This is a genomic window from Paenibacillus sp. DS2015 (assembly GCF_050433705.1).
In the GTDB taxonomy this organism is placed as follows: Bacteria; Bacillota; Bacilli; order Paenibacillales; family Paenibacillaceae; genus Paenibacillus_AQ.
In genome coordinates, this window is sequence record NZ_JBNPWS010000003.1 from 131,610 (window position 1) to 155,853 (window position 24,244).

A 24,244-nucleotide genomic window follows, 5' to 3' on the forward strand; every position below is an offset into this window, starting at 1 on the left:
GAATATATTAAGTTTGTGCTTTCATAATATTTTGGTGAAGGGAGATATACGAGTATGGGAATGAACAATTTAAGTTCTTCTACAGTCAATGTACGAGACTTTGGAGCCACAGGAGACGGTAGTACGGATGACACAAATGCGATTCAATTAGCGATTAATCATTGTTCTGCTACGAAGACTGTTTTATATTTTCCAGTTGGCAAATATATTGTTACCCGGACCATATATCTGCCAGATGTCGTTAGATTGCTAGGTAGTAATTCAGCTATGATGCTACAAGGAGATCAGATAGGCCCCGAACGATTTTCCCCATGTAGAATGATATATCGCCCTGTAACAGAAGGAACATTATTTCTGAAAAATAACGGAAACCAGAATCTATATTTACAAATGGACAATATGTGCATAACCTCTAACGATATATACTACGCTAACGAAGAGTGGCCGACCTCAGGTACGGTATTCAAAAATATGACCTTATCAGGGCATTCTGTCATATCGAATTGTCAGATTCAGTCGTTTAACATCATTTTTGATCATTGCACCATTAATTACGCCGTTCGTGTGATTAACAACACGTTTCGTGAGATTGGGCAGTATTTCACGAAGCAATGCCAAGTGGGAGACTGTTATTTTGCACAGAATTATTTCAGTGGTAGTTCAATCGCGCTTGACGGTGCGACCATCTTTGATGTTTACAACATGAATATGACGACCATTGTGCAGAATTGGTTCGAGTTATGTAGGGTAGCTATAGGGTCAGGTTTTATTAACCGGGTTACGATATCAGCTAATATTTTTGACTATGCTTATCGGGGCATCGTGGGAGAAGTTATGCATTGTACATTTGAAGGTAATGTCTTTGATCATGCCAGTAAAAAAAACGCTCTGACCAGATTTAAGAATCTATCCAGTAACTCTATACTAAAAACTAAAGAATGGATCTGTATGGAATTAGCCGCAGTGAATGGATTATCGATCATAGGGAATGTAGCCAACGAAGCGGACCAAATGATTCATTTGGAACGATCTTCTATGAAAGATATCATCACTTCGGGCAATCTCAATTCCTTTGAGGATACGACAAGAATCGTGCCTATCAATCCAGAAAAAACAGTCAGAATCGTAATGCCTAAATCTGGATATTTCGGTGTTTCTCACGGACAGAACATTAGACTTGAAGAACTCAATTATCAACGTTACAATACCGAACCTAAGACGAGTTTGTTTCCAGGGCGTATCGCTTATATTGACGGTGTGTGGGTCACGCTGCGCGATGACTACGTGTGGGTGAACCAAGAGGGTAATCCATTCGGATTCGGTGGAGCCAATCTGTGTTCTCAAGCATTTGATGTGTTGTGGACTTATAGTGGTAGTGCCAAGAATATTGTGTATTCAGCGAATAAGAAAAAGGTAACCTTTCTAGCGCAGTCTAACTGGACGGATATCACTTTAAATATTCCAATAGGTCAGAATGAGAAGTTGCAGTTCTATAGCGAAACGGATCTATTAAATTCCACAGGTAAGCCGCATCTTATAGAAATCCATTATTATAATGCAGCGAGTATTAAGATAGGTACAGAATTTATTACTAAGGTGAATGTGGAAACCTTTATTCAGACTCCAGATGGAACGGTGAGATTAGAAATTAAGTTGCGTGGGCAATATGCAGGCCAAACGTATACCTACAAGATTCCAAGTGTATACCGATATCATCCGAAATCAAGATATACGGTATACTCCACAGGCACTAACAAATATAAAATAACAGTTGATGAATCGGGTGCATTGATGACTAGCAAAATGCCCTAATAGGCTCAGTAATATTTTGTTGAATATAGGTCTTTATAACTTGTTATGTTAATGATACAATATGTATCATATTAATATTAATTAAGTTATGGGGAGATTGGAAATGAAAAAGAAGAGAAGACGGCGTAAGAAAACAATGAATCGTAAAATATTACTGCTCACTGTATTAATGATCGGACTCACCATGTTCTTCAGCGTTGTGCTGAACGATTGGAGATTAAAGGTTGGAGAACAAGCTGAATTCGGTAAGATTTACGCCAATAAGCCTCTTGTTTTACCGTTTCAAGATGAGGTTGATAAATGGAAACCAAGTGATAAACCTAGATCATATCTAGACCACTTAAGGTATTTCGCTGCTCTTAAGCTTCAACAGGATGATGACTCCTATGTAAGAATATCTACGCTTGGCAGCAGTGTTACTGAGGGCGCGGGTGCATCTGATCCAAGAAAGAAATGGAGTACGCAACTATTTAAGTATATCAAAGCACAGGAGGGTCTATTCAGATTTGATTTAATGGTGAATGGATTTGGAGGTTACAACACGCGGGAAATCTTAGAGGAAGATAAAGTGGATCTAGTCATAGCGCAGAAACCCAATCTTATACTATTCGAGACATGTATGCTGAACGATCACGGTGAAGGTATACCTATACAGGAATCCCTAAAAAACATCGCAAAGGTCGTAAACAAGTTCAATAAGAAGCTTCCTAATGCTGAGGTCATCTTAATTTCTCCGAATCCAAAGGGGATAAAGCAAGATGTACCGAATAGTCTAGGGCTTTATATGGATGATTATAACTCGGCAATCAAACAGTATATTCATAATCAGGGATGGGAATATATTGATATTTATGGAAGTTTTAAAATAAAGTATAAAAAGAAGATAGACTCGGTCTTGACAGATGGGGTACATCCGAATGATCTTGGGTATCAATTCTGGTTCGAGACGTTGGAAAAAGAATTCGAAAAGAAGAGATGAGTCTTGCTACTAATCTTCTTCCTCATAAAAAAATAGCGACAAGGTACTTATTGTGTACTATAATGATACAATAAGTATCATTTTGTTTGTGAGGGGGATACCCATTGTTAGAAAAGGGTACGCGCTACGCGCAACTAGATTCTATTCGAGGCTTGGCTTCACTCGTTGTTTATTTACATCATATTTACTTAGTTACTCCTGTTCTACCGCTCATCCTGTGGTATTCACCTCTAAGAATTCTTGTAAATGGACATGGATCAGTCATTCTGTTCTTTGTATTAAGCGGCTTTGTCTTGTATCTTCCATTCGCAAATGAGAGGTTAAACTTCTCTTATAGCTCTTATCTCATCAAACGGGTTTTCCGAATCTATGTACCCTATCTAGTCGCAATTATCTTATCGATAGTTGCCTTGCAACTATTTGCAACAGGTGCTGGAATTGAGAAACTTAGTGAATGGTTTAACCTTTTTTGGAGAAGTCAGCCTGATGCTAGTCTGATCCTTGAACACTTGCTACTGCTTGGAAATGTTCATTCAGATTCTATCAATACCGTTATTTGGTCATTGATTCATGAGATGAGAATATCGCTTATATTTCCATTGTTTGCCCTGATCGTTAGAATGTGCAGTTGGAAGATTAGTCTGGTTCTATGTGTATTATTGTCTTCTGTAGCGGGAGGTAACGCTGTCTATCCATTGATGGTGAGTCATGGATTCCATACGAATATCTTCGACTCATTCCACTATTTATCCTTATTTATATTGGGCGCATTGCTTAATAAACATAAACATCAACTGATCCAAGTCTATGTGTCCCAATCCAGAAGGAACAAAATGATCGCTTTATTCGCAATCCTCAGTGTATATGTCTATGCAGGAGCCTTTGATAATTTAGTTAAGAATCCTTTAAGTTACATAGTGAGTGATTATGGAATAGCTGTATCTGCATGTGCTATCATCATTTTTTCATTAGGTTCCATTAAAATGGGTCATATCTTATCTTGGAAACCTATCGTTTTTCTAGGGAATATCTCTTATAGCCTATATCTGTATCATTTCATTATTCTGTTTAGCTTGATCTATGCGTTCAATGAAGTACTGCCGATCTGGCAAATGTATCTCCTCTCCATCCCAATCGTGATGGTTGTATCCTACTTAAGCTGGTTCTTCATCGAGAATAATTCTGTGAGAATAGGTAAGAAGATTTCTAATACGTTAACAAAAAGTAATACGGCAGCAGTTATTCCCAATGAAAAAACGGCATAAGTCGCTCATTAGAACTGAATATGTCATGGTAATAGCTAAGCTTGTATTCATCCGGGTTGCGGCTATTATTTTTAATGTGAAGTCGGATAGAATTTGTCAAGATGTGGACAAAGTTATCCACATATTCAAGGGTAATTGTGTACAAATCCACGCAATTCATAATTCATAGGGCTTTGAAAGAATAGTGAAACGGTGGATAGCTTTTTCACGAAAATTGTGGATAATGTGGATAAGTCGGTGGACAATATTGGAATTTTACATAAAACGCGATTAAATAGACGATATTAAGCTCTAAAAGCAAAAAAAAAGAGAGAGTTATGCACTTTTATCGGGGATAAGATTGTGCATAACTCTTTCTGTGTGTTTAAAAATATATTTTGAATAATTGACAAGTATATTGAATGTCTTAAAAATCATTGCATGGACTCAGAAAAAAGGCTTAATCGACAGCAAGCAATTCCCACTCTTCATATACTTGTTCAAGCTTATGTTTTCTCGTCTCAACCTGTTGTTGATGCTCCTGAAGAGCCATATAATCTTGGAATATTTCAGGACGAGCCATTTCGGCTTCCAAATCGGATATTTCTCCTTCAAGTAACTGAATCTCTTCCTCTAACACGACAAGTCTACGCTGACGGTTTCGTTCTTCACGTTTCAGTTGCTTGTCTGCTTCGAAGGAGGATACACCTGATTTATCGTTAGCTTCTATTCCTATGACTGCTTTAGAAGAACGCGCAGCTAGCTCCATGGCTTCCTGCTGAATTTCGGCTAATTCCTGCTTTTTATCTGTATAATCGTCATAATTCCCTAGGAACTGCTCGGTACCTGTAGGTGAGAGTTCGATAATGCGTTCAGCCATCTTGTTCAGGAAATAGCGGTCATGGGAGATGAAGAGAAGGGTGCCTTCATAATCAATCAATGCCGATTCGAGTACTTCCCTACTGAATAGATCGAGATGGTTCGTAGGTTCATCGAGAATGAGCATGTTAGCTTCTTGTAGCATTAGCTTGGCTAAAGCTACCCGTGCCTTCTCACCACCACTAAGCGCAGATATTTTCTTGAGTACATCCTCACCACTAAATAAGAAATTACCGAGTACCGTTCGGATACGGGCTTCTTCCATATGTGGATATTCGCTCCATAGTTCCTCAAGCACGGTATTACTCGTGGTTAGATTGGTCTGCTCTTGATCGTAATAGCCTATTTTGACTTTCGTCCCCCAATGAATCGTACCTTCTGCAGGTGTAAGTGTACCTATCATAGATTTTAATAACGTTGATTTACCAATACCATTAGGACCAATCAGGGCAATAGTCTCACCCCGGCGCATATCAAACGATGCATGTTTAAATAGGGGTTCTTTGGGATTGAATGCGATGGATAAATCTTTAACCTGTAGGACTTCTTTACCAGATGTATAAGCCACTTCAAACGAGAAGTGTGCCTTCTTAAGTTCACCCATAGGCTTATCTAACCGATCCATTTTCTCAAGCGATTTGCGGCGACTCTGAGCACGCTTAGTCGTAGAAGCACGTACTAAGTTCCGCTGGACGAAGGCTTCCATCTTGGAAATCTCATCTTGCTGTTTATCATATTGCTTTAATTGTGATTCATACTCGGCAGCTTTGAGCTCGATATAACGGCTGTAATTACCTGTATACCGCTTGGATTGATGCCGTTCAATTTCGACAATAGTCGTCACGAGTCGATCTAGGAAATAACGGTCATGAGAGACGACTAATAGTGACCCTGAGTAGGATCTAAGATAATCTTCCAACCACGTTAATGTAGCAATATCCAAATGGTTCGTCGGCTCATCGAGCATAAGTAGATCAGGAGCAAGGAGAAGAATACGAGCTAAGGCTAGTCTAGTTTTCTGACCACCGCTGAGTGTGGATACGGAAGTATCTGGTGCGAAATCTCCAAATCCCATCCCGTGTAGAACACTACGAATACGAGTCTCCATTTCATAACCACCATGATCTTTGAACCAATCAGAACGCACCGCATACCGGTCTAAGAGGTCTTGATACTTTTTCTCATTCTCCATTAGGACAGGATCAGCAATTTGCTGCTCCATCGTTCTTAGTTCTTGTTCGGCTTCAATTAAGGGAGTGAATACACTGAGCATTTCCTCCCAAATACTACGATCTGAGTGTAGTCCACTATTTTGAGCTAAATAGCCTATGGTGGTTTCTTTCGCTTTAAAGATTTGGCCACTATCATAAGACATCTCACCGGCTAGGATTTGTAGAAATGTTGATTTACCGGCTCCGTTTACACCAACTAACCCAACCCGTTCTCTCTCAAGAACCTGTAAATTGATTCCATCCAGGACTGGGAGGACACCGAATAATTTTTTAATTCCAGTAGCTTGAAGCAGCATGCCTTGGGAACCTCCATTTATGTTCTTATATATAGATAGTTTACATGAAAATAGTTGAATACGCGACTTAGGAGCAGGACTTAGAGCATTCTTGGCGAAAAGACAGTAAGAGTGGTAAACTAAGAGCAAATCAACATAAATGGGTAGACTAACGTCTATACTTGAATTTTTGCAAAGGTAGTTGTATAGAAATGAATGGGGACAATCGGGCAGTATCCGACATCAAAAAAGACTTACGTATCCATATGTCAAGTATGCGAAATACTTTGTCTGAACGGGAACGTCAGATGTGGTCGTATGAGTCGTGTAACCACACTTCTGTATACTTGAGTAATATGGGTATACGCTGCTTTCTAACGTATATTCCGTTTCGCTCAGAACTGAGTACCGTGTCACTTATTGAATGGGGATGGCAACAGCAGTTACAGGTTCTGGCTCCTCGTTGTCAGCCAGAAGATTACTCTATGACACTTCATACCATTCAGAACTGGGGTGATTTGGTACCTGGTGCTTACGGTATACCGGAACCTGATTTAGCGCGATCTGTACGTTCGGCGTATCATTCGGTGCCCGAGGCAATTATCTTGCCGGGACTCGCTTATGATCGTGAAGGTGGAAGATTGGGTTACGGAAGTGGTTATTATGATCGTCTATATGAACGACTTCGGCAGGTAAATGGCTCTCGACCTTCGCCGCTACTAATCGGACTTGGATTTGAGATGCAGGTGCTAAGTAAAGTGCCCATGGACGGGCATGATGTGGCGCTGGATGTTCTCATTACAGAGAAGGGTATTGTGAATTGCAAGGAGGAGGCTATCATAGATGGGAATGACACATTTCAATAACCAGGGAAGAGCACGTATGGTCGATGTAACCGACAAGGAAGTGACAACTCGGACAGCCGTAGCACAGACAACAGTCACAATGTATCCTGGGACTCTGGCAAGTATCAAAGCAGGGAAGGTCGGCAAGGGAGACGTACTCGCCGTGGCTCAGGTTGCGGGTATTATGGCAGCGAAGAAGACCTCTGATTGGATTCCGATGTGCCATCCTTTACCCTTGACAGGTATTAATATTCTTTTTACTGACAATGACAATAATGAACTTTACATAGAGGCAACGGTTAAGACTACGGGAAAGACAGGTGTAGAGATGGAGGCTTTGACGGCTGTGTCCGCTGCAGCTCTTACGATATATGACATGTGCAAGGCGCTACAGAAAGATATGGTGATCGGCCCCACACAACTGCAATCGAAGTCGGGTGGTAAAAGCGGCGATTATCAGAAAGAGCAGTAAAGAGACATAGATAGATAGTAGAGAAGAAGGAGGGTGATCATATGGTGTGGAAAACAGCGATCTTAACAGCGAGTGACAAAGGGGCTAGAGGCGAACGTGAAGATACAAGTGCTCAAGTCATCCGAGAGCTGGTGGAAGAGGAACTCGGCGGAGAGATTGTGGAATACCGCATCGTGCCGGATGAACAGGATGATATTATCGCCTCGCTCATTGAGCTAACAGATTATTTTCGAGCGGATCTTGTATTGACTACAGGAGGAACTGAACTTGCAATCCGAGACGTAACCCCAGAAGCAACAATGCGCGTCATTGAGCGTGAAGTACCGGGAATTGCGGAGTCGATGCGTACAGCAGTTATGCAGAGAGATCGTTCCGCAATGTTATTTCGTGGTATTTGTGGGATTAGAGGGCGTACCCTAATTGTCAATTTACCTGGTAGCCCAAAAGGGGTACATGAATGCTTAGCGGCAATTATGGACCAACTCCCTGAAGCTTTGCTAATGGTTACAGGTCAGTATAAACAATAAATGTTACAAATAATACAAATATGCCTTTCTTGATTTGGTTTTTATGTGACTAAAGTTATGGTATTATAACTTTATTGAGTAGTTAGGAATGGATCGCGATGTTCTACCTAACCGTGATTCTTATCCATAAGGAGGTATATCCATGTTGAATTCTATCGGAGTGCCAGGAATTATTTTACTTGTTATTTTGGCATTGCTATTGTTTGGACCGAATAAACTGCCTGAATTAGGTCGAGCTGTTGGACGTACCTTTAAAGAATTTAAGGAAGGCGCGCGTGATATTATGGACGACTCACCCACTACGCGTAAGACTGAGCAAGTAGCTCAGCCCGTCATTTCACATCAAGAGGTAGAATCTAAGCGTCTTCCTGAGTAATATGGCTAGACCTTGATCCCTTCCTTCGGGGAGGGGCTTTGTATAAGAGAGAGTATAAGATTTCAATATACTTCTCTTATATTTCTACGAGAAGCGGTTACCGTCCTCTTAACGACGGTGAGGCCGTTTCTTCTTGTGTCCAAAAAGCCGTAGAGAGTGAAAGGTGGGCGGTCATGTCAGAAGAACAAGATAAAATGTCTGTGTTCGAACACTTAGGTGAGTTACGTAAACGTATTATCTATGTTCTGATTGTATTTCTTATTGGGTTAGTCATCGGATTAGTCTTTGCTAAGCCAATCTATCTATACTTAATTAATGCTGAGGTAGCCAAAGGGTATGTGCTCAATGCCTTCTCTTTCTGGGACGGAATTGGGATCTATATGAAAATTGCTATGGTTGTTTCTTTGATTCTATCTATACCCACGATCGTGTATCAGTTATGGGCCTTTGTAAGTCCAGGACTGCGTGAAATTGAGCGCAAAGCAGCACTTCGATATGTACCTTTTGTCTTCATACTATTCTTAGTGGGTCTAGCATTTGCTTACTACATTGTATTTCCAATGGCCCTAGCATTTACTACGTCTATTACACAAGATATGGGGTTAAAAGAAACATACGGAATGACACAGTACTTCAGTTTTATGTTTAGTCTAGTACTGCCCTTATCACTACTATTCGAATTACCTGTGATTGTTATGTTTTTAACTAAGATTAGGATTCTGAATCCGTTACGTCTTCGGAAGATGCGCAAAATTTCATATTTTGTTCTTATCTTTATTGCGGTTGTTGTTACACCGCCAGATTTTATTTCAGACTTCTTAGTGACAATCCCACTACTTATACTGTACGAGTTCAGCGTGTTATTATCTTCCTTGATTTACCGCAAGCAGTTGGCAGCGGATGAGGAACTGGAGCACAAATACCGTAAACCAACAGATGAATCAAATGAATGAACAAGAAAGCGTACCTTTCAATAGAAAGGACGCTTTTTTTGTGTGGGAACTCGCCTTTTTGCAGGGAAAACAAAACAAAATAGTTATATATTTTTAGAAAAATTGGTATAATTACCTATATAAATCGAGCAAAGCAAGAGTGCCTACTCTAAGAGAACAGAACACGATATGGATCGTCCATCATGACTCCATAGTGAGATACATAGTGTAAGTTGATAAGAAGTTGAAAGACGTAAACAAAGCTTACTACTTTAAAACAAATAGGAGGTTTGACATGTCGGAGACCCTTGAAAGTAAAGAACAATTATTAGAACAATTCAGTGAGTGGATACGTTATTTAGAGAAGCTCGAATACTTTCGTGAAGACGTGTGGAATGAAGAAATATCTGAGGGGAAATGGTCTTTACGTGAATTAGTCAGTCATATGATGTTATGGGATAAGTATTTCTTCGAAACAGCCATTGAGATGATTTATAAGGAAGAGACTTTTACGCTTGAGCATCAAGACTTCGACGAATTCAACGATACAGCAATGGAATACGGGAAGAAGACTGGCATTAAGAAATTAAAGGAAGAGACTATCTACTATAGAGAACAGATCATCCAGTATATTCGGAAGCTACCTGAGGAGTCGTATATGGCAAGCTATGGTGACGGGGAGCCTTTTCATCTTCCACAATATTTGAAAGATTTCATTTGGCATGATCAACATCATATGAACCAATTAAATGACTTTATTAAACGTCATCTGCAATAAATGAGATGAATGAAAGGAGGCGTAACTATGGATCAATGGGAATATAAAACGATAAAATATAAGACTGTAGGATTTCTTGGAGGTAAAGTGGACGAGGAGCAATTTGAAGAGGATCTGAATCAATACGGGTTCGATGGATGGGAACTTGTATCTTGTTTTGACACGAGCAATGCACAAGGACAATCTAATGAAGTTATTATCGTGTTTAAGAGAAAGGCTTTATTAGGCTAGTTAGGGATATTTCAAGACGATGAGGATACAATGTAGAAGGGATTCCACATTTTTTTGGAAGAAAATATACAAAGGGACTTGAAATGTGCGCTCAAGTTGAGTATCATAAATAGTGGTTGTTAGCACTGAGGCTTGTCGAGTGCTAATACATATTTCCACAGTTTAATATTGTATCACAACATACTAATAAGGAGGCTATTTTTCATGATCAGACCTTTAGGTGACCGCGTTTTGGTAGAACCAATCGAGCAAGAGGAAACAACAGCATTTGGAATTGTCCTTCCGGACTCCGCTAAAGAAAAACCACAAGAAGGTAAAGTTATTGCTGTTGGTAGTGGTTCGGTAAAAGACGGGGCTCGTGTTGCTCTTGAAGTTAAAGAAGGCGACAAGGTGCTTTTCTCCAAATATGCCGGAACAGAAATCAAATATGAAGGTAAAGAATATTTGATTATGAAAGAAAGCGACATTCACGCAATTGTAGGTTGATTATATGGAATGAACTAAAGCTAACCCTTTAGTTCAATTTGTATGACATCTAAACATAAGAGAGTATATGTAACATATAATCCATAAGGAGGAATACATCACCATGGCAAAAGATATTAGATTTAGTGAAGACGCTCGCCGCTCTATGCTGCGCGGTGTTGATGCTTTGGCAAATGCAGTAAAAGTAACACTTGGACCTAAAGGTCGTAACGTAGTACTTGAGAAGAAATTTGGTAGTCCCCTCATTACTAACGATGGTGTTACCATTGCTAAAGAAATCGAGTTAGAAGACGCATTTGAGAACATGGGCGCACAGCTTGTTAAAGAAGTAGCTACGAAGACTAACGATGTAGCCGGTGACGGTACTACAACAGCTACAGTTCTAGCTCAAGCAATGATTCGTGAAGGTCTTAAGAACGTAACTGCGGGTGCTAACCCAATGGTTATTCGTAAAGGGATCGAAAAGGCAGTTAAAGCTGCTGTCATCGAATTGAAGAACATTGCTAAGCCAATCGAAGGTAAACAATCCATCGCACAAGTAGCTTCTATCTCTGCTGCTGATGATGAAGTAGGCGAATTGATCGCTGAAGCTATGGAAAAAGTGGGCAACGATGGTGTTATCACTGTAGAAGAATCTCGTGGATTCGCTACTGAACTAGAAGTTGTAGAAGGTATGCAATTCGATCGTGGATACATTTCCCCATACATGATTACAGATACGGACAAAATGGAAGCTATTCTTGAGAATCCATACATCCTTATCACAGATAAGAAAATTACAAGCACACAAGAAATTCTGCCTTTGCTTGAAAAAGTTGTACAACAAGCTAGACCGCTTGTATTGATCTCTGAAGATGTCGAAGGCGAAGCACTAGCTATGCTAGTTGTTAACAAATTGCGTGGTACGTTCAATGCTGTTGCTGTTAAAGCACCAGGATTTGGTGACCGTCGTAAAGCAATGCTTCAAGATATCGCTGCATTGACTGGTGGACAAGTGATTACAGAAGAACTTGGTCTTGACCTGAAATCAGCAACAGTAGAACAATTAGGTACTGCACGTCAAGTGCGTGTAACTAAAGAAAACACAATCATCGTTGACGGTGCTGGAAACAAAGCTGATATCGATGCTCGTGTAAGCCAAATTAGATCTCAATTGGAAGATACAACTTCTGAGTTCGACAAAGAGAAATTGCAAGAGCGTCTTGCTAAACTTTCAGGCGGCGTAGCCGTAATCAAAGTTGGAGCAGCAACTGAAACAGAATTGAAAGAACGCAAACTACGCATCGAAGATGCCCTGAACGCAACTCGCGCTGCGGTTGAAGAAGGTATCGTATCCGGTGGGGGTACTGCGCTCGTGAACGTATATGCTGCTGTAAATGCAGTAGATGTAACTGGTGACGAAAGAACAGGCGTAAACATCGTATTACGTGCTCTTGAAGAACCAATCCGCACAATCGCAGCTAATGCTGGTCAAGAAGGTTCCGTTATTGTGGAACGCTTGAAGAAAGAAAAAATCGGTATTGGTTACAATGCTGCTACTGACGAATGGGTGAACATGTTCGAAGCTGGAATCGTAGATCCTGCTAAAGTAACTCGTTCTGCACTTCAAAATGCTGCATCTGTAGCTGCTATGTTCTTGACTACTGAAGCTGTCATCGCTGACAAGCCAGAGCCAGAAAAAGCAGGCGGAATGCCTGATATGGGCGGTATGGGTGGAATGGGCGGCATGATGTAGATTTGCCAATTAACCCGTGGTGTGTAAGGGTTTGGGCGGTTTGATAATTTGTCATCCCACATTCATCCCACTTTGATCACGGAGTTGTTTAAGGGGAGAGGCTTTGCATGAGTTGAGAAAACTTATGTGCGGCCTCTTTCTTTTGTGTTTTTGTGACATGGAGGTATACATTCCTTGTTGTTTCGTCATCTTGATGTCCTAAACGTTCCATGATTGCCTCGAGCGAAACTTTAACTTCTGCAAGCAAAGATGTATGTGTGTGCCTGAGCGAATGTGGTGTTAGGTCTGTGTTTAGTTTGCAAATTTTTAACAGCCTTGCCATGCGGTTTTCGATATGCTTTATTTGTTCGGGATACCCTGCATGCTCCGGACTTTTTTTAACTAACACAAAATCTTTGTTATGATAAGTTTTTCTATACCTCATATAAAGTTCTTTTTGTGCTTGTTGGTGTGCCTTTAAAACATCATGTAACACATTATCCATTTCTATTACGCGAACAGAGCTTTTCGTTTTGGGAGTAAGTAAAGTATATTTTAATGTGTTATTGGTTGGATTATACAGCGTTTTGGTGATGCTAATTGTATTCTCATCAAAGTCTATATCTGACCACTTGAGAGCGCAAAATTCCCCAGCGCGCATTCCGGTGTACGCAAGCATCATAAAAATTACATAATCGGATTCTAACCCAAATTGTTTAGATGCTTCAAGAAACGTTGCTAATTCTTCTTTTTCAAGGTACTTTACATCTTGTTTCTCTTTTTCTAGTTGTTCTACTGTTTTTTGGATGCGTGGCACAACCGCATAAACAGTGGGATCATTCTTAATAACTTCCATTTCAACAGCTTTTTTAAAAATCATTCGTCCTGTGCGGTGCACTCCATCAATAGTGTTTTCTGCGTAACCATTTTCCTTTAGCTTATTAAGAGCATTCTGGTATTGTCTCCGAGTTATATCTTTTATTGGAATTTTCGCAAAAAAAGTACTAAGCCTACCAATTTCATGCGTCCTTACCCTGCCTGTACTAATTTTAACCTTGCCTGTTCCCATATAAATGGCGTGCCACTCTTTAGCAAATTCTTCGAATGAAATATTTTTTTCTTCTATAAATGTCCCGCTATGCACCTCTAACTCCGCGCGAGCCGCCTCTATCTCAGCTTCTTTTCTTGTACGAAATCCACCACGCTCAATTAATTTGCGCTTCCCGGTTACAGGATCGATTCCAACGCGAATTCTATAACTCCAAGCAGCTCCACATTTACATCTTTTGTTTGTTTCAGTTTTTACACATCTACAATTGTTTTGTCGAAATGACGCCATAAAATTAGGCTCCTCTCTGGATTTAATAAAAACCATGCATATTAGATGGGATACCATTTCTTGTTAAAAATTGTGCTTTTGTTTCATCGGGATAAGGTACATCATTCCCAATTAATAAGTGGGTTGCGAAATGATTTGCTTCACGCTCTATCTTGCTAACGCAAAACAAAGTGTTTTTCTTTAAAAATGGTGTGTTTACATTAGGGTGAAGAATATAGTGACCAAGTTCATGAGCGCAAGTGAAGCGAGAGTTGAATTCTGTAAGCTCATTATTTATGTGGATCATCGGAACACGTACAAATAGGTTATAGTAACCCCAAATATCACCTAATTCTTCATAAAATATCAAAATATTCTTTTGACTGGAAATATCAAACGGATTATTTGTCCCATATTTCATAAGCAAATTAGAAACTTCTCGCTGCACTATGCTCATGCGTGGTCCCCCGGGGGTCATCTGTATTTTTTTGGAGTAAACTTTTTCTTTGCAATCTGCTTGGCTACACGCATTGAGTTTTCAAGGGAAATACGAAGTAATTCACGTTGTCCCTCATTCATATCTATTGTTTCGCCATGGAACGCTAAAGACATATTGCTGTCAAGCGCAGACATTAGTTTTTCTAACTCTTTAGCAATATCAGAACCATCTTTATTCGTTAAAGCATAATACGGTTCCGTTTCCTCTACGATCATATTTTTTTCATCCTTCAACCCCAATAGGTAATCAACGCTTACACCGAAAATTTCCGCTAACTTCGCCGCATTATCTGCACTGAGCTTTTTGGCTCCTTTTTCAATATCGTAATAATACTGAGCCGAAATACCAATCCGATCAGCCACTTCTGTTCCGCTCATTTTTCTTTCTTTCCGAATACTTTTTATTATAGAGTCCACATGAATTCACCTTTCATCTATTTGATTAGTTATGTCTAATTTCATAATATCAACAAATGGATTAAAAATCAAGAGTTTATTTGATTAATGCAAAGGAATATTAAGCAAATGGAAGAATTACCTTTAAACTATGGGATTATGTTTACTAGATGATAGATTATGCCACTATTTGATTAATTAAGGAGATTGTAAAAATTAATCAAATAGATTAATATTTTATCCATGGAGGTGAGAACATTGAACATGTCAGACACAATAAAAAAAGTACTGAAGGAAAAGAATTTAAATCCTTCTGACTTAGCTAGGATGATCGGTTATACACCACAGTATGTACATAATTTGCTAGATGGCAACCGTCGGTGGAATGAGACAACTATCGATAAGGCGTGTACGGCATTAGGACTTGGTATTGAATTTACTATCGGCAAACCAAAGGGAGGCGGAATTGATGGGGACGAGTAAATACCTTCGTGTAAAGGACATATGTGAGATTCTTGGTTGCTCTACGCAGTATGTGAGCGAACTACTTAAAAAGCCATTAGAAAGCGGTGGCATACCTTGCATACGGCTTAGCCAACGCATGATTCTGATTGATCCAATCGATTTCAAAGCATGGGGAGAACGGATGAAAGGAGTGGGGAAATGAATTTAGGTGATGTGATGGAGGTTTGCAGGTCATGTGAGATCGATGACGTGAACGACATGCTAGGTACTGGGAAATGGAAAATAGCACATGAATTGTTCGACGAACTTGGAAATATAGAGTTCATTCTTTACCGGACAAAACGATGACAATTCTATTATGGGTCTTAGCGGCAATTTTGGCACTCGACACATTGTTCTTAATCGGACTCTCGAAGAATCCATTAAAAGGACGAGCTAAGAAAGGGGAAATCAAATGAATCAACTACAAGTTATCAATCACAACAGTCAAAGAGTTTTAACAACTGCCCAACTGGCAGAATCGTTTGAGTCAACACCGGATAAGGTCAGTTACAACTTCAATTACAACAGCGAGCGTTACACAGAGGGTAAACATTACTTTTTGCTTATCGATGAAGACTTGAAAGCATTCAAAAGAACGAATCGTGAATTTCAAGGTTCGATAAACAGGCTTTACCTGTGGACTGAAAAAGGAGCTTGGCTTCACGCTAAATCATTAAATACAGATCGAGCATGGGAAGCTTATGAAACTTTAGTGGATGATTATTATCGCATTAAAGATTTACAAGCATTAGATACAAGCGCATTAAGCCCTCAACTCCAACTTTTAATCAATATGGAACAGGGATTAAAGCAAATCGAACAACGGCAAATAGAACAAGAGCAACAGCTTACAACGATCAAAGAAACCTTCCTGCAGCGTGACGAGAATTGGAGATCAAAGATAAAAGGATTACTTAACGGAGCTGCCAACAGAATGGGAGGACATCAGGAAGTTAGAAGAGAGAGTTACCGGCTCCTGGAGGAACGTGCTAAATGTAACCTTGGAATACGCCTTGCTAACATGCATGAACGACTTATGGAACAGGGAGTAACCAAAACGAAGATTAAAGATACCAACCGCTTAGATGTCATCGAGTCTGAACCACGGCTCAAGGAAATCTATACAACGATTGTTAAAGAGTTAGCGATTGGAACTTTAATTTGATGAGCTGGTTATGGGCCTTAGTCGCTGTGTTAGTTGTGGACGTGTTGTTCGTTATTGGATTTACAAGAAGTGGAATCAAAAGGGAAATTGATCACGTTAAATTGAAAGGAGAATGACCATGTACGAATATACCTTAATCATTTCGCAATATTACTATTCACGGCACTTTTTCATAGTTAAGCATGATGAAAACTTTATCGAAAAGGCTAGAGCATTCGCAGAGGAATTAATGAACTATAAGCGTGATGCAAACAACGAAAAGGAATTGTATTTAGGTGACCTCGATCCTAGATATGTAGGAAATGAAATCAGACCAAGATACAACATAAATGACTGTGGGGATATCTATTTTTTGCAAGCTAACTACGCAAACAAGCTAATGGGGGAGAGCTGGCAGTACAAAAATGATTCACGCAGGGAGCGTCAAGGATTTCAAAAAAAAGCAGTGACCGAATCCATCGATAAACATCACTGTGAAAACAAGGTGTTTGAAATCGTGAAGAAACATTTCGAAATAGCTTAGAAAGGAGAATGACCATGTTTTGGTTCGCTGGAATGCATTACTGGTATGACCGCTTAGACTTTCCCATTCCTCCTTTGAACGAACCGGCAAAGCATCAATATTACCGATCAGCACACCGTCACAATCGCATGTTACCACTTGGTAACCGCACTCGTGGAGATGTGGGGGTGACAGTATGACAGACATTAACAACCTATCTGCAGAAGTAGTCAACCACTACAACAACCTACAACGCTTTTTAGATAGCGGATTGATCCTAGATGATCGTACAGACTTTGTGCTCATGTCCATGGCACAAATCGAACGCGACACTGGTATTAAGCCATGATTCGCCTGTTGGATTACGTGAAAGCCAATACACATCTTACACAACTGAAAAAGGCAAGAGAAACATCAAGAGTCGCTGAAGGTGGTCTGCCAAGAGTGGACAAGCAGATATCAAATCTCGAAACACTTTTAGCAGAAAGGACGGGATGGGCAAATGAAAAACGGTAAAAATGCACCAATCGAACGAATGAACATTCTTGCGGTTCATTTTAGGAAATCGAGAGTAGCGACTTTGGACAGGCGCAATCACGTTTTACAAATTCACAAGAGTTCGCAAGTTGATCCAATTTTCGAAGTGAAGGATATCCCAAGTATGTTGAAGCTAAGAGATTTATTAAATGACGCTTATCCGTTAGATAAGTACAAGGCGACAAAGGAAGGCGGCGCGTTCAATGTGGGTAGATGAAATGCAGGAGATCCAGCGTAGGCATTATGGATTTGTAAAGTTAACTATAGAAGACTTCAAACTATTGGGTATCGGACGGAAAGTTAAACCTTTAAAGAGTTCTGAATTATGTGAAGCTTGCAGGCTATATCCAGTCAGTTATAAAAATATGCTACTCAGTTTAAAGAATGCTTCAAGCGATAAACGAAGAGCTAACTTGTGCAAGGAATGTGAAAGGAATAATTCAGGAAATAGAAAGATACCTACTGAATGGGCAATCAAATGTTGATATGTGGATGTAGCAAGAAAGCCACTTACGAAGTATATGAGGACAAGCAAGCTCATTGCCTGGAATGCATGTTAGATGCTGTAGAGTGCCGAAACGGGATACTGGTCAGGAGGATTGATGAATTTGATCATGGGAATTCGGATCAAAGCAAGTGAAGATTTCAACGATTTATTAGCTCTTAGCATTGTAGGCGGTCGGGTAGCTGATGGTAAATATCCAAAGTTTTCTTTTCATAGCGATATCCAGCGAAACAAGTATGAAGAGGTGCGGAAGAAGTTAAAGGGAGGGGAATCACTTGAGAACATTGGAAATACATCTACGTAGGTCCTTAAACAGATTACTTAAGCTTCAAGAAGATATAACAGGCGTTGGTCCCGAGGCAGTCATGGCAGGAATGGGTGATTTTTTAAACAATAATGGCCTTCAAATTGTGATTGAGAACTTAGAAACTGCAAGAATTATCATCGAACAAAACGGAAAAGTGACCCCGGTTGCACCCGAGATCACTTGAATTAAACACTTTGTAAATATTTCACGGACAATATAACACAAAAATTAGGAGGATGTCAAAATGCATATTAAAAGAATTGAAATAAAAAATTGGTTGGGTATCAAAGAATTGATGTTTAGTCCAGGTAAGTTTAACAAGGTTTCAGGGGATTCAGGCACAGGAAAGACAGCTCTTGTTGAGGCAATGGAAAAATCGCTTACGAACAAAAGCCGTAGAACGGAAGTTATTCGGCATGGTGCGGATGAGGCCGAGCTATTCGTTGAACTGGATGACGGTTTGCAAACAACAAGGAGAATCCGTTCTGAAAAAGCCGACTATTTGAAGGTTAAACATGATTCAAAGGCTGTCAGCAGCACAGAAACATTCCTCAAAAAGTTAATAAGTGGTGACATATTCAGGCCCATTGAATTTGTACAGAAGGACGCAAAAGAGCAAACAGAAATCATCCTTAATATGCTTGAGATCGGTTGGACAGTCGATGATATCAAAAATTGGTTTGGCGAAGTGCCGGAAGCTGATTATCAATTACACATCCTGCAAATTTTGAAAGAGATTGAGACGGGATACTTCACCGAACGAACTTCTATAAATGGAGAAATCAACTTGTTACGCGCCAACATTGAAGGTATCAAGCGTGATTTGCCACAGAATTATAACGGAGCTGAATGGAAGGATGTTAATCTGCAGGCCTTGTATAAGAAGCTATCGGATGCAGAGGAATCCAATAATAAACTGGATGAAGCTATCAAGCTGATTGAAGGTCTGAATATCCGAATTGACGACATTAAACAACGTTCTGCTAATGCGAGAGAGTCGAAGGTTTTGGAATACAGTCGGCAGCGCGAAACGTTGAATTCATCGATTAAACGATTGAATGAGAATATCAAGGACGAGCAATCAAAAGTAGATGATGTCTCTCGCAGAATCAGCGATGAATCTATTAGGCTGGATACCGAATTAGAACAATCTATCGAACGATTGAAATTACAATATCAGGCCAAGAAACATACATCAAAAGAATCGATTCAGCAGGAAGGCGAACAGTCGGCCGTATTCATTAATGAATATAAAGAACAGCTCGTAGAAAAGAAGGGTGCCCTTTCGAATATTGAAGAGCATGAAAAGAAGGACCTTGAAAAGATCGCGGATCATGAAGCAAATCTGATTGTTGCGGAGAATGAGAAGTCAGGCAATGCCCAGAAAACCATTGATGAATCTGTATTAATCGAACTTGAGCCACTTAAAGAATCAGCGAATCAAGCTGCTGAAATGAAAGAATACTTGCGAGAATGGGAGCGCATGAACGAAATCATCAAGGAAAAGTTATCTCCTAAAGAAGCTAGATCGGCAGAGCTCACGAACAAGATCCAAAAGGCTAGGGATCTACCTAAAGAGTTACTCAAGACAGCATCGTTACCAGTTGATGGTTTATCTATAGACGAACAGGGACATATCCGCATTAACGACACGCTAATTGACGGATTGAGCGAGGGTGAGTCTTATGATTTTGCTTTCAAGTTTGCCAAGGCGCAAGCAGGGGAATTGAAAGTTATCTGCATAGATGGATGGCAAAACCTCGGAAGTCGACAAAAGGAAATTATTGAAGGATCCAAACATGATGATTACCAGTATTTTGTTCTCGAAACAGTGGACGGCCAAGAACTAAATATTGAAATAGTGGAGGGGTAAATCATGTCGGATAAATTAGTTGTAATCCATAACAATTTAGAAAAATTACTAGATTCAAAGCGCGAAGCAATGCCTTCTAATTTTAATAAGACAAGGTTCTTACAGAACTGTATGGCGGTCCTACAAGATGTTAAGGACATAGATAAAGCTGACCCAACAACCGTAGCTAGAACGATGTTAAAGGGTGCTTTCCTTGGCTTAGACTTCTTCAATAAAGAGTGTTACGCCATCATATACGCTGGCAAGGTTGAGTTCCGGACGGATTACAAGGGCGAGGTCAAACTTGCCAAACTATACAGTATCAATTCAATCAAGGACATTTATGCAAAGGTAGTTAAAGAGGGTGATGATTTTAACGAAGAAATCGTTGCAGGACAACAATCTATATCCTTTAAGCCATTGCCTTTTAACGATGGAGAAATAATTGGAGCATTTGCAATAGTGATGTTTAAAGATGGGTCAATGAATTACGACACTATGAGCGTAAAGGAAATTGAAATCATTAAGGAAAACTTTTCTCAGAAGTCGAGAGATAGCGGCGAATTTTCTAAGGCTTGGAGAATAACGCCTGGAGAAATGTATAAGAAAACTGTTCTGAGAAGACTTTGCAAGAATATTGAACTGGACTTTGACACCATCGAGCAAAAACAAGCCTTTGAAGATGCAGCCGAAATGGACTTCAATAAGAAAGAAGAGGTCAAGCAAGTGAGCCCTCTAAATCCGATTGATGTGGAATACGAGGTGGTTCCTGATGAAGCTAACAAAGAGTAACTACTTTAGCCAAGAAGCTAACCGGCACTACATGTCTAACTCACAGTTTAAAAGCTTCCTACCCTCTTATGGGGGCTGTGAAGCCCAAGCGATGGCAAAGATCAATGGCGAGTATGAGGACCCGCCAAACAAAGCCTTTGAGGTCGGGCATTATGTCCATGCGTGGAACGAGGGTACATTGGATGATTTTAAGGCAAACAACCCCAATCTATATGCAAGCACCGGGAAAACTGCAGGACAACCTAAAACGGAGTTCAAACACTGTAACAAAATGATTGAGATATTAGAAAGTGATCCTCTTGTATTAAAAGCACTGGCAGGACGAAAAGAAGTCATTATGACTGCTGAATTGTTCGGGATACCTTGGAAAGTAATGCTTGATAGCTATCAACCAATTTTAGGAGAGGACACTGGCATATTTGCAGACCTCAAAACATCAAAAGAAATGGGGGGGAAGTTTTGGAACACTGAAATGGGTGTTTATGAAAACTTCATTCACCACTATGGGTACACAATTCAAATGGCGTTGTATGCAGAGGTTGAAAGACTTGTTTCAGGTCGGGAAAATTGGCTATTGCCACATATGGTCATAGTAACCAAACAGGATCCACCAGATCATGAAATTATCTATTTTGATTATGACGTTATAGAGCAGAGCTTGCACATCGTAGGTAAACATATTGAACGTGTGAAGGCTGTTAAATCAGGGATGGTTGAACCTACTAGATGTGATAAGTGCGCGTACTGCAGGGGAACCAAGAAGATTAAAAAAATCAAACATTTTTCAGAACTGAGTTTGTACTAACGGGAGGTACTTATGACAGCATACGAATTTATCCCAGTGCCTAAACCTTCACATCGTCGCATTAAGAAGAAGCGAGGCCGCCATACAGCCATCACAGATAAGTGTAGTAATGAAGTCAAACGGAGAGCAGCAGAAGGCAATCCAGAAGGATATATGGAATGTGAACACTGTGAGTGTAGTCGTCCTAAGATACGATTTGAACGAGCCCACTTAATCAACGCTAGTCAATATGGAGAAGGTGGTCAGCCTTGGAACATAGCGATACTGTGCGGACCTAAGACAGAAACAGGCACTTGTCATCAATGGGCTGATGAAACCAAGGTAGGTCATGATTGGAAAATGAAAAAGCGTGCTGAATTAATTGAATATTACACAATTGGACCCGGTAAGCATTGGTGGAAGGAAGGGGATTGAATGGCGCGGCCCCGGAAGGAAGGCATGGATTATTTCCCTCATGATGTGAATTTATCCTCAGATAAGAAGGTCGAAGCTTTACGAATTATTCACGGAAATGACGGTTACGTATTTTATTGCATCATGCTCGAGTTGATCTACCAGGAGCGAGATTTCGCGCTAGATGTTTCTGACGCAGAAACTATTCAGATACTCGCCAAGAAAGTAGAAGTAACTACACAAAAACTGATAGACATGATTTCAACAAGTATAAAACATGGATGTTTTGATCGTGAATACTACGAAAAAAATAGTGTTTTAACATCAAATGGTATCAAAAAGCGTGCATCTGTCGTAATTGACAAGCGCGAAAAGATGCGAGAGAAATCCCTTACCTATGCGGTTCCTGTTATTTCTTCCCCTGTTTCTTCCGTAGTTTCTGACGCAGAAATAGGGGTAGAAAGTACACAAAGTAAAAGGAAAGTAAAAGTAAAAGATAAAGTAAAAGTAATTAAAGATATAAAACCTATTGCCGATTCTGACGAATGCGACCTCTCATTTCAAAAGTTTTGGGATTCTTATCCTACAAAGGGAAGCAATAAAAAAATGACTTCACAAAAGTGGACAACCCTTTGGAAAAACAAAAAAATCAACTTGCAAGAAATGTTAGATGGAGCGAGTAGGTATGTATCGTTTCAAAACCATCATGGTTATAGCATTTGTGCAGCTCAGGTATTTCTTAATCAAGAAAGATGGAGAGACGAATGGATTATAGAGGAGCAACAGCGATCAGCACCCAAAGGATTCAGCAGACCCAAATCAGGCACCAGTGGCAAAGTGGCCATTCCTATTGCTCAAGACACAGGCGGATCGCCCCCAACTGAAGAAGAGTATCAAGAAATGATGCGAATGGCTGCTGAACTACAAGCAAGCAAGGAGGGACGACGTGTCTAAACTTCCAGATGATCGTCAAATTGAACAGGAGATCATCACAGCTACATTAAATGATGAAACGATAGATTGGTTGTACAGAATCCTAGCGTCCGCAGAGATGCAATACAGAGCGTCAGAGGAGGATGAGACATGAGAGTGAGTTCAGCGAAATTAACGCTACCGAGCGATAAAAATAGAACTAATATTTATACCGCATGTGAAGATATGGACTTTCACTGGTCGAATAACGAGGTTCGTAGCTTTGAAAAAATGTGGCTGGAAGGCTTGGGAGTAAAAGAAATTGCAGAGAAATTGCAACGAGATCCTGACGAGGTTTTAATTTTAGTTATCGACCGGGCAAACAGGAATAAGCGTATAAAGGCTCGTACACATGGTGTTTGTGGGGTGGTTTCGTGACATTTGCAAACCGAGGAATGAAATTCGAAGAACTTATAACTTACTCTAACGATCAATACACAGCAAAGGGCATAGCAAATATCAAGAAAGTATCCACTCCTTGGACAGTGATTCGTAAAGGACCAAAGATCGTAAATGCATTCCCGAGTGGTCCCAGCACAGTGGATTACATGGGCGACTGGCAAGGTAGGTCGATATGCTTTGAAGCTAAAAGCACCAAGAATGAAACAAGTTTCCCTTTTTCGAACTTTGGAGAGCATCAAATTGAGTTTATGCGAAGTTGGAAAGGTGAAACGTTCGCCCTGATACACTTCGAAACATTCAACGAGACCTACCTAGTTGACCGTGTGAGCCTACTTATGATGTGGGACGAACAAATGTTAGGGGGCAGGAAGAGTATCCCTTACAAGTGGTTCCAAGCGTCTGCTAGGTTGATAGACAAAGGCGAACATCAAAATAAAGGCATCATACTAGACTACTTGCAAGCTTTGTAATAAATGAATAATTATGCACCTCATGCACCCTAAAATAGAAC

34 protein-coding genes are annotated in these 24,244 nt (G+C 40.1%); 30 read left to right on the forward strand and 4 right to left on the reverse strand.

What is annotated here, in order from left to right:
• The first annotated feature begins 54 nt into the window (after positions 1 to 54).
• The 3 genes from J2T13_RS04010 (at position 55) to J2T13_RS04020 (ending at position 4,056) form a co-directional block, all read left to right on the forward strand.
• The gene (locus tag J2T13_RS04010; RefSeq protein ID WP_429368548.1) at positions 55 to 1,812 is read left to right on the forward strand and encodes a glycosyl hydrolase family 28-related protein; all 1,758 of its coding nucleotides are present in this window, start codon (positions 55 to 57) and stop codon (positions 1,810 to 1,812) included.
• A gap of 103 nt (positions 1,813 to 1,915) precedes the next feature.
• Positions 1,916 to 2,791, forward strand: coding sequence for an SGNH/GDSL hydrolase family protein (locus J2T13_RS04015; protein WP_429368549.1), 876 nt, complete (start codon positions 1,916 to 1,918; stop codon positions 2,789 to 2,791).
• Positions 2,792 to 2,895: 104 nt separating this feature from the next.
• Positions 2,896 to 4,056, forward strand: a complete 1,161-nt coding sequence (locus J2T13_RS04020) for an acyltransferase family protein (RefSeq protein WP_429368551.1) — start codon at positions 2,896 to 2,898, stop codon at positions 4,054 to 4,056.
• A gap of 439 nt (positions 4,057 to 4,495) precedes the next feature.
• Here the strand turns inward: J2T13_RS04020 and J2T13_RS04025 are convergent, their stop codons facing one another.
• On the reverse strand, positions 4,496 to 6,442 hold the full coding sequence (locus tag J2T13_RS04025) for an ABC-F family ATP-binding cassette domain-containing protein (protein ID WP_429368553.1): 1,947 nt from the start codon (positions 6,440 to 6,442) through the stop codon (positions 4,496 to 4,498).
• Between the two features lie 191 nt (positions 6,443 to 6,633).
• Between J2T13_RS04025 and J2T13_RS04030 the strand changes: the two genes are divergently transcribed.
• The 9 genes from J2T13_RS04030 to groL all read left to right on the forward strand — a co-directional run bounded on the left by J2T13_RS04030 (position 6,634) and on the right by groL (position 12,803).
• Positions 6,634 to 7,287, forward strand: a complete 654-nt coding sequence (locus J2T13_RS04030) for a 5-formyltetrahydrofolate cyclo-ligase (protein WP_429368555.1) — start codon at positions 6,634 to 6,636, stop codon at positions 7,285 to 7,287.
• The gene (gene moaC, locus J2T13_RS04035; protein ID WP_429368557.1) at positions 7,265 to 7,738 is read left to right on the forward strand and encodes a cyclic pyranopterin monophosphate synthase MoaC; all 474 of its coding nucleotides are present in this window, start codon (positions 7,265 to 7,267) and stop codon (positions 7,736 to 7,738) included. Before J2T13_RS04030 ends, moaC begins: the two co-directional genes overlap by 23 nt.
• A gap of 41 nt (positions 7,739 to 7,779) precedes the next feature.
• The gene (locus J2T13_RS04040) at positions 7,780 to 8,265 is read left to right on the forward strand and encodes a MogA/MoaB family molybdenum cofactor biosynthesis protein (RefSeq protein ID WP_429368559.1); all 486 of its coding nucleotides are present in this window, start codon (positions 7,780 to 7,782) and stop codon (positions 8,263 to 8,265) included.
• Positions 8,266 to 8,407: 142 nt separating this feature from the next.
• Positions 8,408 to 8,641, forward strand: a complete 234-nt coding sequence (gene tatA / locus J2T13_RS04045) for a twin-arginine translocase TatA/TatE family subunit (protein WP_429368561.1) — start codon at positions 8,408 to 8,410, stop codon at positions 8,639 to 8,641.
• A gap of 173 nt (positions 8,642 to 8,814) precedes the next feature.
• Positions 8,815 to 9,594 (forward strand): twin-arginine translocase subunit TatC, encoded by a 780-nt coding sequence (tatC, locus tag J2T13_RS04050; RefSeq protein ID WP_429368563.1) that lies wholly within the window; start codon positions 8,815 to 8,817, stop codon positions 9,592 to 9,594.
• Between the two features lie 274 nt (positions 9,595 to 9,868).
• On the forward strand, positions 9,869 to 10,351 hold the full coding sequence (locus tag J2T13_RS04055) for a DinB family protein (RefSeq protein ID WP_429368565.1): 483 nt from the start codon (positions 9,869 to 9,871) through the stop codon (positions 10,349 to 10,351).
• Positions 10,352 to 10,378: 27 nt separating this feature from the next.
• Complete coding sequence (locus J2T13_RS04060) at positions 10,379 to 10,582, forward strand: DUF4177 domain-containing protein (RefSeq protein ID WP_429368567.1); 204 nt, start codon at positions 10,379 to 10,381, stop codon at positions 10,580 to 10,582.
• 204 nt (positions 10,583 to 10,786) lie between these two features.
• A complete protein-coding gene (gene groES / locus J2T13_RS04065; RefSeq protein ID WP_429368569.1) occupies positions 10,787 to 11,068 on the forward strand; it encodes a co-chaperone GroES in 282 nt (93 codons plus the stop codon).
• A gap of 103 nt (positions 11,069 to 11,171) precedes the next feature.
• Positions 11,172 to 12,803 (forward strand): chaperonin GroEL, encoded by a 1,632-nt coding sequence (gene groL / locus J2T13_RS04070; protein WP_429368571.1) that lies wholly within the window; start codon positions 11,172 to 11,174, stop codon positions 12,801 to 12,803.
• Positions 12,804 to 12,891: 88 nt separating this feature from the next.
• Here groL and J2T13_RS04075 read toward each other — a convergent pair whose 3' ends face one another.
• From J2T13_RS04075 to J2T13_RS04085, 3 genes are read right to left on the reverse strand one after another with little or no spacing between them, the layout of a single operon-like run.
• On the reverse strand, positions 12,892 to 14,121 hold the full coding sequence (locus J2T13_RS04075) for a tyrosine-type recombinase/integrase (protein WP_429368573.1): 1,230 nt from the start codon (positions 14,119 to 14,121) through the stop codon (positions 12,892 to 12,894).
• A 22-nt stretch (positions 14,122 to 14,143) separates the two neighbouring features.
• Positions 14,144 to 14,557 (reverse strand): ImmA/IrrE family metallo-endopeptidase, encoded by a 414-nt coding sequence (locus tag J2T13_RS04080; RefSeq protein WP_429368575.1) that lies wholly within the window; start codon positions 14,555 to 14,557, stop codon positions 14,144 to 14,146.
• A 17-nt stretch (positions 14,558 to 14,574) separates the two neighbouring features.
• The gene (locus tag J2T13_RS04085; RefSeq protein WP_429368577.1) at positions 14,575 to 15,015 is read right to left on the reverse strand and encodes a helix-turn-helix domain-containing protein; all 441 of its coding nucleotides are present in this window, start codon (positions 15,013 to 15,015) and stop codon (positions 14,575 to 14,577) included.
• Positions 15,016 to 15,258: 243 nt separating this feature from the next.
• On the opposite strand from J2T13_RS04085, the gene J2T13_RS04090 reads away from it, so the two are divergent.
• The 18 genes from J2T13_RS04090 to J2T13_RS04175 all read left to right on the forward strand — a co-directional run bounded on the left by J2T13_RS04090 (position 15,259) and on the right by J2T13_RS04175 (position 24,203).
• Positions 15,259 to 15,477 (forward strand): helix-turn-helix domain-containing protein, encoded by a 219-nt coding sequence (locus J2T13_RS04090; RefSeq protein WP_429368579.1) that lies wholly within the window; start codon positions 15,259 to 15,261, stop codon positions 15,475 to 15,477.
• Positions 15,464 to 15,661: a helix-turn-helix domain-containing protein gene (locus J2T13_RS04095; RefSeq protein WP_429368581.1), complete on the forward strand. Its 198-nt coding sequence runs from the start codon at positions 15,464 to 15,466 to the stop codon at positions 15,659 to 15,661. The genes J2T13_RS04090 and J2T13_RS04095 overlap by 14 nt, the downstream gene beginning before the upstream one ends.
• The gene (locus J2T13_RS04100) at positions 15,658 to 15,807 is read left to right on the forward strand and encodes a hypothetical protein (protein WP_429368583.1); all 150 of its coding nucleotides are present in this window, start codon (positions 15,658 to 15,660) and stop codon (positions 15,805 to 15,807) included. Before J2T13_RS04095 ends, J2T13_RS04100 begins: the two co-directional genes overlap by 4 nt.
• A 106-nt stretch (positions 15,808 to 15,913) precedes the next feature.
• Complete coding sequence (locus J2T13_RS04105; RefSeq protein WP_429368585.1) at positions 15,914 to 16,666, forward strand: ORF6N domain-containing protein; 753 nt, start codon at positions 15,914 to 15,916, stop codon at positions 16,664 to 16,666.
• Positions 16,667 to 16,784: 118 nt separating this feature from the next.
• Positions 16,785 to 17,189: a hypothetical protein gene (locus tag J2T13_RS04110; RefSeq protein ID WP_429368587.1), complete on the forward strand. Its 405-nt coding sequence runs from the start codon at positions 16,785 to 16,787 to the stop codon at positions 17,187 to 17,189.
• A gap of 14 nt (positions 17,190 to 17,203) precedes the next feature.
• A complete protein-coding gene (locus tag J2T13_RS04115; protein WP_429368589.1) occupies positions 17,204 to 17,368 on the forward strand; it encodes a hypothetical protein in 165 nt (54 codons plus the stop codon).
• On the forward strand, positions 17,365 to 17,517 hold the full coding sequence (locus J2T13_RS04120) for a hypothetical protein (RefSeq protein ID WP_429368591.1): 153 nt from the start codon (positions 17,365 to 17,367) through the stop codon (positions 17,515 to 17,517). Before J2T13_RS04115 ends, J2T13_RS04120 begins: the two co-directional genes overlap by 4 nt.
• Before the next feature lie 153 nt (positions 17,518 to 17,670).
• Complete coding sequence (locus J2T13_RS04125; RefSeq protein WP_429368593.1) at positions 17,671 to 17,922, forward strand: hypothetical protein; 252 nt, start codon at positions 17,671 to 17,673, stop codon at positions 17,920 to 17,922.
• 385 nt (positions 17,923 to 18,307) lie between these two features.
• On the forward strand, positions 18,308 to 18,514 hold the full coding sequence (locus tag J2T13_RS04130; RefSeq protein WP_429368594.1) for a hypothetical protein: 207 nt from the start codon (positions 18,308 to 18,310) through the stop codon (positions 18,512 to 18,514).
• Entirely contained in the window at positions 18,486 to 18,701 is a 216-nt protein-coding gene (locus J2T13_RS04135; protein WP_429368596.1) for a hypothetical protein, read from the forward strand. Before J2T13_RS04130 ends, J2T13_RS04135 begins: the two co-directional genes overlap by 29 nt.
• Before the next feature lie 60 nt (positions 18,702 to 18,761).
• Positions 18,762 to 20,390 carry an AAA family ATPase gene (locus J2T13_RS04140; protein WP_429368598.1) on the forward strand — a complete coding sequence of 543 codons (1,629 nt, stop codon included), beginning with the start codon at positions 18,762 to 18,764 and terminating at the stop codon, positions 20,388 to 20,390.
• 3 nt (positions 20,391 to 20,393) lie between these two features.
• A complete protein-coding gene (locus J2T13_RS04145; RefSeq protein ID WP_429368600.1) occupies positions 20,394 to 21,161 on the forward strand; it encodes a recombinase RecT in 768 nt (255 codons plus the stop codon).
• Positions 21,142 to 21,966, forward strand: a complete 825-nt coding sequence (locus tag J2T13_RS04150) for a PD-(D/E)XK nuclease-like domain-containing protein (protein WP_429368602.1) — start codon at positions 21,142 to 21,144, stop codon at positions 21,964 to 21,966. Before J2T13_RS04145 ends, J2T13_RS04150 begins: the two co-directional genes overlap by 20 nt.
• 12 nt (positions 21,967 to 21,978) lie before the next feature.
• Positions 21,979 to 22,380, forward strand: coding sequence for a hypothetical protein (locus J2T13_RS04155; protein WP_429368604.1), 402 nt, complete (start codon positions 21,979 to 21,981; stop codon positions 22,378 to 22,380).
• Positions 22,381 to 23,313 (forward strand): DUF4373 domain-containing protein, encoded by a 933-nt coding sequence (locus tag J2T13_RS04160; protein WP_429368606.1) that lies wholly within the window; start codon positions 22,381 to 22,383, stop codon positions 23,311 to 23,313.
• The gene (locus J2T13_RS04165; RefSeq protein WP_429368608.1) at positions 23,306 to 23,446 is read left to right on the forward strand and encodes a hypothetical protein; all 141 of its coding nucleotides are present in this window, start codon (positions 23,306 to 23,308) and stop codon (positions 23,444 to 23,446) included. Before J2T13_RS04160 ends, J2T13_RS04165 begins: the two co-directional genes overlap by 8 nt.
• A complete protein-coding gene (locus J2T13_RS04170) occupies positions 23,443 to 23,709 on the forward strand; it encodes a helix-turn-helix domain-containing protein (RefSeq protein ID WP_429368610.1) in 267 nt (88 codons plus the stop codon). The genes J2T13_RS04165 and J2T13_RS04170 overlap by 4 nt, the downstream gene beginning before the upstream one ends.
• Positions 23,706 to 24,203, forward strand: a complete 498-nt coding sequence (locus J2T13_RS04175) for a Holliday junction resolvase RecU (RefSeq protein ID WP_429368612.1) — start codon at positions 23,706 to 23,708, stop codon at positions 24,201 to 24,203. The genes J2T13_RS04170 and J2T13_RS04175 overlap by 4 nt, the downstream gene beginning before the upstream one ends.
• Positions 24,204 to 24,244: the final 41 nt, after the last annotated feature.